The following is a 14,151-nucleotide window of genomic DNA, read 5'->3' as shown; positions in this document are numbered from 1 at the left end:
CAATTTCCTAACACCAGGGTCAGACCACTTAAACGCGGTAAGAGCAACAGTTTCCGGCGCAAATCGATTGGCCTTAAGGCAGTGCATGACGTCAACAAAAAAGTGGCAACAAGGTCTGATGCCGTAGCGTCCAGTTACGTATCGACACCTCGCCAATCAGAAACAATTGTTTTCGCCTCATTTTTGCCGTCCGCTCATGTCGACGTGGCAATGAATTCGCCCTCGATGGTAGCAAAACAATTGATTTTTGCCCGTTTAAGTGGTCTGACCCCGCCTGTAGGAAATTGATTTTGGTGCGTTTAAGTGGTCTGACCCCGCCTGTGGGAAATTGTTTGCGGGCGTAGCAGTGCGTCAGCTGACCGCCGCTTCGAGCAGGGTGACGGTTTGGCGCAACGTGTCGAGACGGGCGTTGATGCCAATGGGAAGTGTGAATTGATGCCGGATGTGGCCGAACGAGTAGCCAGACACCGCCGCCGTCGACAACCGCTTCAGGTGCATATCCAGCGTTTCGTGCAGCGTCAGCGAATGCTCGCCTTCATCGGGCACACAGTTGTCGCAAATGCCGATCATGACGCCCGCCGCCTGCTCCAGCCCAACCGCCAGGTCGAGCTGCGTCAGCCAGCGTTCAATCCGGTACGGCGCTTCGTTGACTTCTTCGAGAAACAGCAAGCGTTTGCGAAAATCGGCCGCATAGGGGGTGCCCGCCAGCGCCGCTACCATGCTCAAGTTGCCGCCGATTAGCCGTCCGCTGGCTTGCCCATGCACCGCCGTGCGGATGCCGAAGTGCGGCTCGGCCAGCGCACGCTCGGCGTTCTCAGGCGCCATCCGGATGGTGTACTCGGCCTGCGGATCCATGAGCACATTGAGCATGTGCCCATTCGAGTACACCGACATCCCCGACCCCGCCACCGGCCCATGGAAAGTCACCAAGCCCGCGTGCCGGTAGATCGCCAGGTGCAGGGCGGTGATGTCGGAGTAGCCGATCAGGATCTTGGGATTGGCCCGCAGCAGCCGGTAGTCGATCGACGAGAGCAGCGAGATGCAGCCCGACCCGCCCCGGATGCACCACAGGGCCTTGACCTCGGAATCTGCAAACATGCCGTGCAAATCAGCCAGCCGCTGCCCCACCGATCCCGCGTAATTGCCGTACACCTCGCGCAGGTGCTCGCCCAGCCGCACCCGAAATCCCAGCTGCTCGATCTTGGTCACCGCGCGCGCAATGGCTTCGTCGTCGGTGTATCCACCCGGCGCAATCAGGCCGATGGTGTCGCCAAAGCGCAGGCGCGGTGGCTTGATCAGGCGATGCTTCATGACGCTGGCGCGCGTCGGCGTATGCGCAGCCGCCGGCAACACGGCCGACAGGGCGGCCAGGGCGGCGAAGCTGCGCCGGCTGATTTTCTCGCTGCTGGACATAACGAACCCGGATACACGCTGCTACCGCAGCCGGCACCTGCCGGCCACGGCCCGACTATAGCATTCAGAAGAACTTATAGTTCGCCATGAGCGTGAGCGAGCGCCCGCGCGGGTCGGCCACGCGCGGTTCCCACGAGCTGCCGGCACCGGTATTGCTGTCGTAGGTAACCGCGAACGGCGGGTCCTTGTCGAACAGGTTCTTGATGCCCGCGGTCAGACTGAGGTTGCGGATGCCGGTGTAGGTGGCGCTGACGTTAAAGATCGAATACGCGTCGACCTTGGGATCGAACTGCGGCGGCGTCACGCGTCCGCTGGCCACTCCCGGCAGCACCTGGTCGCGGTAGCCGTGCCGGTACACGTTCTGCAGCATGCCGCTCCAGTTGCCCTGGCGGTAGCTGGCGTAGGCAGTGTGCTTCCACTTGAGGCCAAGGTCGCCCACGAACAGGAAGCGTCCCACCTCGCTCTCGCCAAACGGGGCGCTTGGCAGCGGACGGCTCACTTTCTTGAGCAGGTAGGAGCCGTCGATGCCGGCGCCCCATGCACCACCGCGCCACTTGCCGTTGGTGCGCAAGCCTGCTTCGATGCCGCGCGTGATGCTGTCGCCGGTATTGACCCAGCGCTGGTCGATGGCACGCAGGGTACCGCCTTCATCGCGCAAAAGCTGGGCGTCGAACAGGTCGGGCCGCGCCAGCATGATGGTCAGCGGTACCGCGCGCACGGTGTCGAAGCGACGGATCTCCCACAGGTCAAGGTTGGCCGAGACGCGCGCGCCTGGCTCGAAGACGATGCCCACCGAGCCTTGTTTGGCGGTCTCCGGACCCAGTTTGGTGTTGCCGCCATTGAGGATCACGGGGGTGATCGCGGCGCACCCCGGGGTGGCAGTATCAACCTGCCCGCCAGGACAGGTGGCCGGATCGGCCAGGTCCTTGCCCACATAGTTCGATTCGGTAGTGCCGTTGAACAGCTGGTAGAACGACGGCGCGCGGAAGCCTTCATTATAGGATGCGCGCAGCAGCAGCTGTTCGCGCGGCTGGTAGCGCAGCGATACCTTGGGATTGACCGTGGGGCCGAAGTCGGAATAGTCGTCGCGCCGCACCGCCACCGTCAGCTCGAACGCCTTGGTCACCGGCATCAGCACTTCGGCGTACACGGCGCGGATGTAGCGGCTTACCTGCGGCAGCGCATTGACGTCGTCGAACGGGGCGTTGAGGATGGCCGGGCGCGCGGCAGCGTCGCGCGCGTCGCCATTGAAGCGGTACGCTTCCTTGCGCAGGTCGGTGCCCACGGCTGCCATGATGGCGCCCCCGCCCATGCTGCCCACCTGGCGCGACAGGGCTGCGTCAAAGGCGGTCAGCGTACTGCGCCCGCCGTACAGCACCACGCCGGCCGCCGATGTGCTGCGGATGAGTTCCATCGCGTCAGATGACTGCTGCTGCCCCGGCTGCAGAAAAGGGTTGATGATGCCGGTCCCCAGCGCCGCTGCCAGCGCGGCCGTGTAGTTGTAGCCCTGGCCAAGCGTGGAGTCGGACTGGCTAAAGGCGCGCGACAGCCCGATCTTGTAGTCGCCTCCGAATACCTGGCCGTCCGCGCCCAGCTGCACGCGTCCGGCCTCGCTTTCGGTGACGATCTCGCGGTTGCCGCATTCCATGCAGCGCCAGCGATAGGCAATCGGCAGCCCGCGGTTCGCTTCAATCGACGGGAACACGGCCACCAGGGCGTTGAACACTTCGTCGTAGGCCGCCCCCGTCGCCGGGTAGAAGGAACTGGCCGGGAAGTTCGCTGCGCTCGGTGATATCTGGTTGGGCGAGAAGCGCTTGGCCACTTCGGTCCTGGAACCCACGGCTTCGGCAAACAGTTCATGCTCGCCCACCCTGAAGGTGGCGCGCGAGACAAAGTTGCTGTTCTTGACCGGCTGCTGCAGCACGGCCGCGCGCCCGGTATCCCAGGCGCAGCCCAGGCCCGAACTGGGCTGGTCCCACAGCTTTTCGTCGTACGGCCCCATGCCGTCAATGGCGTTGCAGCCGGCGCCGCCCGGCAGGTCGAGCAGGCTCACACCCGTGTAGGCGATGCCGGTAGCCGGCAGCACCGGGCCGGTCGAACTGCGGCGGCTGAAAATGGTGTCGGCCAGCGGCGTGGCGAACACGTTGGCAAAGGGCGCACCCCGCGTGTCCGGCGACAGGCCGCGCTCGGACTGGAAGGTGTTGACGAAGCCGCGCTGGTTGCCGTAAAGCGCCTTGTTCTCGCTGGTGGAGGCGGCCAGCAGCACGTTGAAGCCACGCCGGTCCAGGTCACCAAAGCCGCCGGTCACCTGGTAGCGCTGGATATTGCCGCCGCCCGCTTCGGTCAGGTCGGTAAACGCCTGCGCTTCCAGGCCCTTGTAGTTCCTGCGCAGGATGAAGTTGATCACGCCGCCAATGGCGTCGGTGCCGTAGATGGCGGAGGCGCCGTCCTTGAGCACTTCCACCCGTTCCACGGCCGCAAACGGGATGGAATTGAGGTCGACCGCCGCGCCCTTCATGCCGTGGGTGGCGATGCGGCGGCCATTGAGCAGCACCAGCGTGCTGTCGCTGCCCTGGCCGCGCAGGTTGGCCGAGCTGGCACCGTTGTTGCCGCGCTGGGCACCGCTGGTGACATCGGCATTGCTGGCCAGATTGTCCGAGCCATTGCCGTTGACGTTCAGGGTTGCGATGAGCTGTTCGGCATTGACGATGCCCTGCTCCTCGATCTGGCGCCGGGTGATGATCTCGACCGGCAGCGCGCCCTCTTTGGCGATGCGCTTGATGCTGCTGCCGGTGATTTCCACGCGCGCCATGGGCGGGGCCGCCGTTTGCGCCATGACCACAACAGGATGGGCCGCGGCCAGGCCGGCCAGGGTGAGCAGGTAAGCCAGTTTGGTGAGCTTCACATCGTCTCCTTGTTATTGCGTTGGCATGGGTACCAGCGTCGAAACTCGTTCTTACCGCAACTGCTGCAGCGCACGGTTGCGCTGGGTCACATCGATATCGAGATAGCGCCAGGTGGTCAGTGCAACGGGATGGCGCATGTAGTTTTTCAACCACGGATGACGAATGTCTGCCGAGATCGGGTGGGTCAGGGGCACCCAGGGGTTGTAGGCGTGAATGAGCTGGTTCATTTCCAAGTACAGTTTCTGGCGCGCCGGGGAATCAGGCAGGGCGCGCGCCTGTTCATACCGCTCGTTGTAGGCGGGCAGGTTGAAGCGGGCATAGTTGGCGCGGCCGCTGTTGGGGCCGTAGAGCAGCTGGTAGAAATTGTCGCCGTCCGGAAAATCAGCGATCCAGTTGCTCTCGAACATTTGGACCTTGCCCAGCCGCGATGCCTTGATGATTTCCGTTTTCTTGTCGGTCCGGAACACCACCCGCAGGCCAATGGCATTCAGGTTCTTGCGCCACAGTTCGTCGCGCAGGCGCCCCGACACGGTCGCTTCGCTGTGCATGGTGAGCGTCAGCGGCTGCCCGTCGGGGGTGCGGCGAAAGCGCTCGCCGGCGCGCAGGCGGTAGCCATAGCGCTCCAGCAGGGCACGGGCCATGGCCTGGTTGTACGAAACGGGGCTGCGGTAGGCTGGATCATGGCCCAGTACATTGGGCGGCAAGGGCGACTCGGCGCGCAGGGCAAAGCCTTGCTTGAGGAGCGCGATATCTTCGTCGCTGTTGTAGCTGAGCGCAATGGCCCGCCGCAAGGCAATCTTGTCCCTGGTGTAGCCGCCCAGCAGCGGGTCTTCCATGTTCATCCACATGTAATAGGTCTGCAGCACCGGGAAGCGCGTGAGCACCATGCCGCGCGCGGCCAGTTCGGGCTTGAGGCGGCCGCCTGCAATGACCATGTCCGTCATCGATTCGGGCACCTGCTCCAGGTAGTCGTAATCACCGTTGAGAAAGCCCAGCACGCGCCCCTGGAATTCTTCCGCGACCTTCACCTCCACCCGGTCGACGATGGGCAAGTTGTCGCGCGCGCTCTGGCGGTTGGCCACCAGCACGATGCGGTCGCTGCGCTTCCATGAGCCCACGCGGAACGGCCCGGTGCCCACGGGATGATTGCCGCTCTGGCCGGGATGGGCTTCAATCACCTCGCGCGCCACGGCCGCCGAGGCTGGCGTGGCAAGGTATAAGGGGAAATTGTTGTCGGGCGACGACAGGCGGATGCGCAGGGTGTAGCGGTCCGGCGCCTGCAGCCCTGCAATGGCAGTGGCCTGGCTGAAGCCGGTCTTGAGCGCCCCGTCGCCGGCAATCTTGCCATCGAACAGGGACAGCCAGGGTGACTTCACGGCCGGATCGTACAGCCGCTTGATGCTGTAAACATAGTCCGCCGCGGTCAGTTCGCGCGGCTTGCCGCCAAAGGCCGGGTGGTCGGTAAACAAGATGCCGGGCCGGATGCGCAGGGTGTAGGTCAGGCCGCCATCGCTCACCTGCGGCATGGCGGCGGTATTGCCGCGCAGTGCGACCGGCCGCGCCTGGTAGTCATAGCGCAGCAGGGGATCGAAGATGTTTTCAATCAGGCTCAGCGTGGCGATGTCGGACGCCATGGCCGGATCGATGCCCGTTTCGCTGGTGCTGATGTAGGTATGCAGCACCTTCTCGGCGGCCGTGGCCGGCAAGGCCCAGCAGGCAAGCGTGAGGCAGGCAGCGGCAAAGCGGATGGACATCGGCATGGTGCTCCTGTGTTATCTGATAATTATCATAACCGCCCTTTTCGGGATCTGCCGCCCGCCACGCGCGCAAGAGTTTGTCGAATTACTGGCAAGCTGCGCCTATACTCTTGCTGATTCTTGAATTTCCTCACCGAACATATCGACATGGCACTTAATTACATCTGGTCCAGCTTCTTTCTCGTTGGGTTTGTGGCAGCGCTCTACCAGTGGCTGTATTTCGGCGACACGCTGATTTTCGCGAAGATCATCGAAGGTACCTTTACCTCGGCCAAGTCAGCCGTGATGGACATTGCGCTGCCGCTGGCCGGCATCATGACGTTGTGGCTGGGCATCATGAATGTGGGCGAAAAGGCTGGCGCGGTGGGCTGGGTGGCCCGCCTGATCGCGCCCTTCTTTTCGCGCATCTTTCCCGGCGTTCCCAAGGAGCACCCGGCCAACGGCCACATGGTGATGAATTTTTCCGCCAATATGCTGGGTCTGGACAACGCGGCCACGCCCTTCGGCCTCAAGGCGATGGAAAGCCTGCAGGAGATCAATCCCAACAAGGATGAGGCCAGCGACGCCCAGATCATGTTCCTGGTGATCCAGACTTCCGGCCTGACCGTCATTCCCCTTTCCATCATGGCCCAGCGCGCCATTCTCGGCGCGGCCGACCCGTCCGACATCTTCATTCCCTGCCTGCTGGCCACCTTTGCCTCGACCTTGGTCGGCGTCGTTGCGGTGTCGCTGCGCCAGGGCATCAACCTGCTCGACCGCGTGGTCCTCTCCTGGCTGGGCGGCACCACGCTGGCCTGCGCCGGCCTGGTCTACTATTTTGCCTACTACCTGAACAAGACCGAGATCGAAGTGGTATCGAAGATTTCGGCCAACCTGATCCTGTTTTCCATCATCGTTACCTTCATCCTGGGCGCGCTGCGGCGGCGCGTGAATGTGTATGAAGCCTTTATTGAAGGGGCCAAGGGTGGCATCCAGACCTCGCTGACCGTCATTCCCTACCTGGTGGGCATGCTGGTGGCCATTGGCGTGGTGCGCAATTCGGGCGTCCTGGGCATGATCGTGAGCGGCATGAACTGGGTTTGCCTGCAGCTTGGCGTGGACAACAGCTGGACCGGCGCCCTGCCCACCGCCCTCATGAAGCCACTGTCGGGCAGCGGTTCCAAGGCCATGATGATCGACACCATGAAGGCCTACGGCGTGGACTCCTTTGTCGGCCGCCTGGTCTCCATCATGCAGGGCGCGGCCGACACCACGTTCTACATCATCGCCCTGTATTTCGGCTCGGTCGGCATCCGCAAGACGCGCTACGCGGTCGGCTACGGCCTGCTGGCCGACGTGGCAGGCATGATCGCCGCCGTGTTCGTGGCTTACCTGTTCTTCGGTTAAGGAGGCCGCCATGCGACGCTTGCTGCTTGCTGCGCTGTTCGTTCTCCCTGCCGCCCACGCTCAGCTGCCGCCCGAAGTGGCGCAGCAGCTCGCCGCTGCCAGCATCCCGCAGGACGCCATGGGCGCGCTCGTGCTGCGCGGCGATACGGCGCTGGTGTCGCACTTTGCCGAGCGGCCCATGCAGCCGGCATCGGCCATCAAGCTGGTGACCACGCTGGTGGCGCTGGAGCAGCTCGGGCCGGCCTTCCGCGGCCGCACCGAGATCCGCACTGCCGCTCCGCTGGTGCAGGACACCCTGCTGGGCGACCTGATCTTGCGCGGCGGGGCCGACGCCGACCTGGATGGCGAAGCCCTGCGCGATATGCTGCAGGCGCTGCGCAACCAGGGCGTGCGCAAGGTACAGGGACGGCTGGTGCTTGACCGCACGCTGTTCAACCCCACGCGCCCCGACCCCGGTCTGCCGCCGTTCGACGAGGCGCCGGACGCCTACTACAACGTGATCCCGGACGCCCTGCTGATCAACAAGAACATGCTGCTGCTGGACATGCGCTCCACCGACCGCACGATGGCGGTGACGATGCAGCCGCAGCTTGAGCGGGTGACGATTGAATCGGCCATGACGCTGATCACGGCCGACTGCGCACGCTGGGAAGATGGCTGGCAGCAGCCGAAGGCGGTGCGCCAGGCCGATGGCAGCATCAAGGTGGTCTTGCGCGGCACCTTCCCGCGCAACTGCGCCCGCAACAACAGCATCAATGTCGTGGACCGCCACGATTATGTGGACCGGCTGGTGCGCCACACCTGGCAGCAGCTGGGCGGCGAACTGACAGGACCGACGGTGGAAGCGATCACCCCACCGGGCACGCGGCTGCTGGCCGACCATGTCTCGCGCGCGCTGCCGGAAGTGGTCCGCGACATCAACAAGCCGTCCGACAACGCGTTGGCACGCACGGTGTTTCTGAGCCTGGGCAGCCTGGAAGCCGATCCGGTGGCGGGCAGCCGCCCCTTGCCGCTGCTCGGCATCGACACGGCCACCCGCGCAGACGTGGCAATCCGCAGCTGGATGCGGCGCCAGGGCATCAACGATACCGGCATGGTGCTGGACAACGGCTCCGGCCTGTCGCGCCTTGAAAAAATCAGCCCGCTGCAACTGGCCTCCACGCTGCAGGCTGGATTACGCAGCAAATGGTCGCCGGAATTCATGGCCAGCCTGCCGATTGCAGGCGTGGACGGCACCTTGCGGCGGCGCCTGCGCGACAGCGCCGCCTTCGAGCGCGCCCGCCTCAAAACGGGCGGCCTGCGCAACGTGATGGCGCTGGCGGGCTATGTCACCGACGCCACTGGCCGGCAATGCGTGGTGGTCGTGTTCGTCAACAGCGAGCAGGCCGGCAGCAGCCGCCCCGCGATCGATGCCCTGATCGACTGGGTGGCCCGCTCCGGACAGTAAGCCGGGTCCGCGCCTGCTCAGGCCTGGGCTGCCGGTTCCAGTGTCTCTTGCGGCGGCAGCAATTGGGCCAGGCGCCGCTCGATTTCCTTGATGCCCAGGCCTGCCTCGCGCACGTTGTCCCAGATGCTGTGATCGAGCCGCATCTTGTGGTTGAGTGAGCTGATGAGCGGCAGCAGCGTGTGCTCGTAGCTTTGCGCCAGGCGCAGTACCGCGTCCTGCAGCTGCTGCTGTTCCGGAACCGTGACATGGATGGCCGCCGGCGCCATCTGCCGCCCCAGCCGTTCGATGTGCAGGCCGATTTCCGACAGCGTGTTGGCCACCCGGGTGGCGCCATCGGCATCGCTGCCGCCCTGCTTGCGCAGCCGCACGAAGTCATCCACCAGCGCGGCCCAGCGCAGCTGCTCCTGCTCGCCGGCCGTGCCCAGCATGTGCGCCAGCTTGAGCAGGTTTTCTTCGGCCCCCGTGGTCAGGGTCTGCGCCTCGCCCTGGTAATGGTCGCGCAGCAGAGCGTCAATTTCCCCATCCTGCATGAGGGCGGAGATCCTGGGCGTCAGCTTGCTCATGTTGCGGTAGCTGCCCTGCAGCTTGAAGGGCGGCTCCATGCGGTAAGCGTCGTCCTGCGCAGCCGAGGCGATGTAGGCCAGGTTGATCGCCAGCAGGGCGTCGCGCACCTTGAACATGCGCTGCAGCACGGCGCACGCTTCGTCCAGTTCCTGGGCCGTGTAGCTGTACTTGAGTTCTCCCGGCGCCACCGGTTCGCCCTGGGCCATGCGCATGATCTTGTAGACATCCTGCGGATCGCGCGAGGCCAGCGGCTGCAGCACCGGATGGGCCACCAGGGCATTTTCAATGTAGGACATGGCAAAGGTGTCTTCGCGCCCGCTCAGCACGTCGCCCAGGTTATGGATGTCGGCGCGGTTGGCCAGCATGTCCGGTATCTTGAAGACGTCGCCCGACTCGGTGTACGGATTGCCCGCCATGACGATGGCAAAGCGCTTGCCGCGCATGTCGTAGCTGCGGCTTTCGCCGCGCCACACGCCTTCGATGCGGCGGGTGCCGTCGGCCAGGGCGATGAATTTTTGCAGGAACTCCGGATGCGTGTGCTGGATGTCGTCCAGGTAGAGCATCACGTTGTTGCCCATCGCCAGCCCGAGGTTGAGCTTTTCCAGCTCCAGCCGCGCCGCGCCATTGCCGGCCGCGGCCGGATCGAGCGAGGTGATGCCGTGGCCCAGCACCGGGCAATTGATGCGCACGAAGATCATGCCCAGCCGGTCGGCCAGGTATTCCATCAGCGTTGTCTTGCCGTAGCCCGGTGGCGAAATGAGCAGCAGCATGCCCATGGAGTCGGTGCGGCGCTGTTCGCCCGCCGCCCCGATCTGCTTGGCCAGGTTGTCGCCCACCAGCGGCAGGTAGACTTCGTCAATCAGGCGGTTGCGCACAAAGCTCGACAGGGGGCGGGCCTGGAACTGTTCCAGCTGCAGCCGCGCCTTTTCGGTCTGCACCAGTTCCTGTCGCAGCAGCTGCAGGCGGCGCCAGGCCGGCACCACCACGCTCTCGTGGTGGCCCAGGCGGCTGAGGAAATCATTGAGCTGCAAGGCGAGCGTCTGCTGCACCAGGCGCGGATGCTCACCCAGCAGAGCCTCAACGCTGGCTGACAGCGCCGCCGACTGCAGGCGCCGCGGCAGCTTGCACAGCAGGCTGGCGGCCGCTTCCGGCAGCAGCGCCAGGCCGCGCGCCTGCTGCCGGCACAGGCCATGCAGCCATTCCGTGGCCAGTTGCCAGCGCTCGCGCCAGCTCAGTGTCGCTTCTTCCCACGGCAAGGCCAGGCTGTGCCGCTCCAGGTGCTGCAGCAGCGACTTTGCCAGCTCTGCCGCCTCGCCGCTGATGACCCACTCGTGCGGCGCCACACTGCGCGCGCGCCCCGGGTGCGCGCCCAGTTCGGCCAGCAGATAGGCGGCGCTGTCGGCCAGCAGCAAGGGCAGGGTGAGGGCGTCATCAAACCAGGCATCCAGTTCCAGGCGCTCCTCGGCCACGAAGACGGCCAACGCCTGCTCCAGCTGCGCGCCCAGCTGACCGGCCAGGCGGCTGCTGCCGAATTGCTGGCGCATCAGCTCGGCCTGGGATGCCTGGTGCGCCAGCGTGGCGGCGCCGGCCTGCAGCGCCGTGGTGTGGGTGACGTGGGTCCAGTACAGCAGGGCCACGGCGCGGGCCAGGGGACCGAAGCGCAGCAGGGCGCCCTGTTCGAGCAGCGGCACCAGCCGGCGCAGCACGGCCGCCGCGTCATGGTCATGCACGCCTTTCTGGTAACCCTCCTGGAAGCGGGGGGCGGCAAAGCGCCGCACCTGCTCGTCCAGGGCGTGCCCGTCGGGTGCGGCGGCATCCTGGACCAGGCGTTCCCAGTCCCAGCCGTCGCGCCCGGCGCGCGCAGCCTGGATCACCTGGTAGGCCAGGTATTCGGCGCGGTACACCTGGCCACTCTCGGCCAGGCTGTCCTGGTTCCAGTATGGTGCCAGGGCGTCCAGGCGCGCATCGGTCAGCGGCGCGATGTAATCGGTGCCGGTCAGGTGGAATGCGGGCGCACCCTGGTGCGACACAATGGTCAGGTCCAGCACCTGCTGGTTGACGGTAAACGCGTGGCGGCCAAGGCGGATGGTGTTGCCGGTGACCAGTTCGCTGCGGTCGCGCAGGGCGCGCTGGCCCTGTTCGCGCAGGGCCTTGAGCTGGCCGGCCAGGTCGTCGGCCCCTACTTCGCTGCCCAGCTCGCGCAGCTGGGCGATACTCGCCTTGAGCTTGGCAAGCAGGGCGTCTGACGCGAAGTAGGCTTCCAGCTGGGCCGGATCGGTCAGCTGCGCCAGCCGCTTGGGCACGGCAGCGAGCGTGCGGCGCGCCGCTTCGGTAATGGTCTGGACCCGGCGCCCGCGTGCATCAAGCAGCGTCTGCTTGCGCCCTTCCATGGCTTCGTACACGGCTTCGCGCTTGCGCGCGATCTCGGCCAGGTAGTCTTCCTGCTCGGCGAACTTGCCTTCCAGCTCTTCGAGCTGGGCCAGCAGGCGGGTGAGCAGTTCGTCGCAGCGCTCCGGCGTGTCGGCCTGTTCCAGCGCGCTCTCGACCGACTGGCCAAACAGCTGGAACTGGGCGGCAAATTCGGCGGCCGATTCACCCTGCGACAATTGCTTGCGATGGTGGCGCGCCTGCGCGCGCAGTTTGTTCAGGTCGGCATAAATGCCCGAGATCGATGCCAGGATGCGCGTGCGCAGGGTCGCGTCGCCCACGCCGAGGGTGCCCAGCAGGCCGGTCAGGCCGTCAAGGCTGGCGGCGCTGCGGTCGAGCGCGGCATGCAGGGGTTCCAGCGCCGCCGTGGTGTGGATGGTGGCCAGCTCCGTGCGCTGGCGCGCCAGTTCCTCTTCCAGTTTGACAAAGGCGTGCTCCTGCCCCAGGAACTGAACCGTGCGCTCGGCAATGCGCGCTTCCTGTTCGGCCAGCGCCGCGTCGAGCGCGGCCAGCTGCGCCACGTCCATGTAGCGCTGTTCCTGCAGGCCGGCCAGGCGCCCGCGCTGCAGCCGCACCTGTTCCAGCGTCTCGATGAATTCGGTGGGCGACTGCCACAGGCGGCTGGCAATGTCGGTCAGCAGCTCGGCTTGCGTGCGGGCGGCCTGCTCCACGGTGCGCGCCGCTTCGGCGCGCATGGCGGCCACCTTGTCGAACTCGTCCAGCGTGGCACTGGCCACCGCCGCCAGCGCGTGCAGGTCGGCCAGGGCATCGTGGGCCGCCGGGGCGCCCAGCCAGTGGAAGGCATCGGCCGCGCGCCGGCACTGGCGCATGAGCGATTCAAACACGAAGCGCCCTGGCAGGGCATCGTCCCTCGCGTCGGCCAGGTCACGCACGGTGCGCCCGATGGCATACAGCTCCGACAGGCCGCGCACCAGCTCGCGGTTGCCGATCTTGCCCAGGAAGCTCTGGCGCGGCGCCTGGCGCTCGGCGTGCTCCTCGCTGACAAAGGCGGTCTGCCACAGCTGCATGGGGTGGTGGCGCGACGGCTCTTCGCTCTCGCCGATGAACAGCAGCATGCTGCCGTCCGGGTAGCGGGCGTAACCGTGGGCCACCAGGGGCGGTGCAAGCGTCTTGCTGATCAGGTTGTAGGTCAGCAGCACATACACACCCTGCTCCACGCCATAGAACACGTACAGCACGTCCTCGCCATTGGGCGAAAGCTGGCGCCGCTTGAACTGCAGGCCGGCCGGCAAGTCTGCAAAGAGCTTGCTTTCGCCGCTTTGCAGCACGTAACCCTCGGGGAAGACAATGCCATGGTCTTCCGGCAGCTGCACGCAGGAGGCGCCGATGGCGTCCACCCGCTGCACCTGCTGGGTGCGGCGGCAGTAGACCAGGTAACGGTACTGCGGTTCGCGGTAGGGCTTGATGCGCAGCAGGATCAGTTCGCCCACGGCCGCATAGGCAATCTCGGCGTCGTTGAGCGACTGGTTGGCATCGTCCACCGCTTCGCTGTACACGCCAAGCCCGGTTTCGGTATTGTTTTCAATCTTGACCGTCAGGTCGCCGCCCACGGTTTCCACGAACAGGGTGTCGAGCACGTTGACATGGGGGTGGCGTCCCAGCACATGCTGCTCGCGCGTGGTGGCAGTCCAGGCAAAATCATGGGAGGGAGGCAGCGCAATGTCGCGCTCGCCCCGGTTGTCAATATAGGTCGCCGCGCCGTCGTCGGCCAGCTGCCAGCGGAACACCCGCACATCGCTGATGCGTTCGCCAATCTTGAAGGCGGCCAGCACCTTGCCCTGGTGGACCCGCAGCTGCACCAGCTGGGCGTTCTTGTAGTAACTGTACAGCTCACGGAAATCGGCCACGAAGCGCGGCTCGTCCAGCAGCGTGCCGGCCAGCGGCAATGCTTCCAGTTCCACTTCCTCGCCTTGGCGCAGCCGGTACAGGGCAAACACGTCGGCCACGCGCGTTTCGTGGCGCAGCCCGATGAAGACGTTGTAACCGAACAGCAGCACGTCGCCCAGCAGCACCAGGTCGCGCGCCACGCAATTGTTTTCGGTGCGGGCGCGGGTGCGGGCGCGCAGGGCCATGTCCTGGCGGCCAAATTCGGCCAGCCTGGCATCGTTGAGCTGGGCCGCCTTGGACAGCACCGTGCCACCATGCTCGCCCAGGCGCTTGCGCAGCAGGTCAAAGGTGTTCGAACTGCTCAGGTCGGAGGCGCCGGCCGCCATCGAGGCTTCACTCATGG

6 protein-coding genes are annotated in these 14,151 nt (G+C 65.5%); 2 read left to right on the top strand and 4 right to left on the bottom strand.

Translation table 11 applies throughout. From position 1 onward, the window contains the following. Window positions 1-351: 351 nt before the first annotated feature. The 3 genes from KY495_RS09175 to KY495_RS09165 all read right to left on the bottom strand — a co-directional run bounded on the left by KY495_RS09175 (window position 352) and on the right by KY495_RS09165 (window position 6,079). Window positions 352-1,413 (bottom strand): LD-carboxypeptidase, encoded by a 1,062-nt coding sequence (locus KY495_RS09175; RefSeq protein ID WP_219883344.1) that lies wholly within the window; start codon window positions 1,411-1,413, stop codon window positions 352-354. A gap of 64 nt (window positions 1,414-1,477) precedes the next feature. Further along, window positions 1,478-4,318 carry a TonB-dependent receptor domain-containing protein gene (locus KY495_RS09170; RefSeq protein ID WP_219883343.1) on the bottom strand — a complete coding sequence of 947 codons (2,841 nt, stop codon included), beginning with the start codon at window positions 4,316-4,318 and terminating at the stop codon, window positions 1,478-1,480. 51 nt (window positions 4,319-4,369) lie between these two features. Next, window positions 4,370-6,079: an ABC transporter substrate-binding protein gene (locus KY495_RS09165; protein WP_229518553.1), complete on the bottom strand. Its 1,710-nt coding sequence runs from the start codon at window positions 6,077-6,079 to the stop codon at window positions 4,370-4,372. A 144-nt stretch (window positions 6,080-6,223) separates the two neighbouring features. Here KY495_RS09165 and KY495_RS09160 point away from each other — a divergent pair, with 144 nt between their 5' ends. Together KY495_RS09160 and dacB are read left to right on the top strand one after the other, a co-directional pair. Next, window positions 6,224-7,462, top strand: coding sequence for a nucleoside recognition domain-containing protein (locus KY495_RS09160; protein ID WP_219883342.1), 1,239 nt, complete (start codon window positions 6,224-6,226; stop codon window positions 7,460-7,462). Window positions 7,463-7,472: 10 nt separating this feature from the next. Next, complete coding sequence (gene dacB, locus KY495_RS09155; protein WP_219883341.1) at window positions 7,473-8,909, top strand: D-alanyl-D-alanine carboxypeptidase/D-alanyl-D-alanine-endopeptidase; 1,437 nt, start codon at window positions 7,473-7,475, stop codon at window positions 8,907-8,909. 17 nt (window positions 8,910-8,926) lie between these two features. Here dacB and KY495_RS09150 read toward each other — a convergent pair whose 3' ends face one another. Then, a complete protein-coding gene (locus tag KY495_RS09150; RefSeq protein ID WP_219883340.1) occupies window positions 8,927-14,149 on the bottom strand; it encodes a DNA repair ATPase in 5,223 nt (1,740 codons plus the stop codon). Between the last annotated feature and the right edge of the window lie 2 nt (window positions 14,150-14,151).

The organism is Massilia sp. PAMC28688, assembly GCF_019443445.1.
Taxonomy (GTDB): Bacteria; Pseudomonadota; Gammaproteobacteria; order Burkholderiales; family Burkholderiaceae_D; genus Telluria_A.
The sequence above is the reverse complement of the archived record's forward strand: the minus strand, read 5'-3'. Positions and strand labels throughout refer to the sequence as shown.